Here is a 329-nt window from a genome sequence, read left to right on the forward strand (position 1 = left end):
GTGTGGTGGGGCGGCCCAGGTCAGTCGGTGTCATGGCGGTCCTTCGAATCGGTGTGTGCGGTCATGCCCTCCATGGCGGCGACCAGGTGTTCGTCGCGCCAGCCGGGGGTGAATTCGGCGACGATCCGGCCGTGGAACATGGCGATGACGCGGTCGCAGGCGCGCAGGTCGTCGAGTTCGTCGGAGACGATGAGTGCGGTGCGTCCGCGGTCGGCGACCTGGCGGATGGTGGCGAGCAGGGATTCTTTGGATTTGACGTCGACTCCGTTGGTGGGGCGGATGGCGACCAGGACGTGGGGTTCGGTGGCGAGGGCGCGGGCGATGACGAC

1 pseudogene is annotated in these 329 nt (G+C 68.1%); it reads right to left on the reverse strand.

The annotated features are described in order from the left end of the window. Nucleotides 1–20: 20 nt before the first annotated feature. Nucleotides 21–329: pseudogene (locus C7C46_RS33355) on the reverse strand (sugar ABC transporter ATP-binding protein); the annotation flags it as partial.

The sequence above is a fragment of the Streptomyces tateyamensis genome (genome assembly GCF_003205575.1).
GTDB classification, from domain to species: domain Bacteria; phylum Actinomycetota; class Actinomycetes; order Streptomycetales; family Streptomycetaceae; genus Kitasatospora; species Kitasatospora tateyamensis.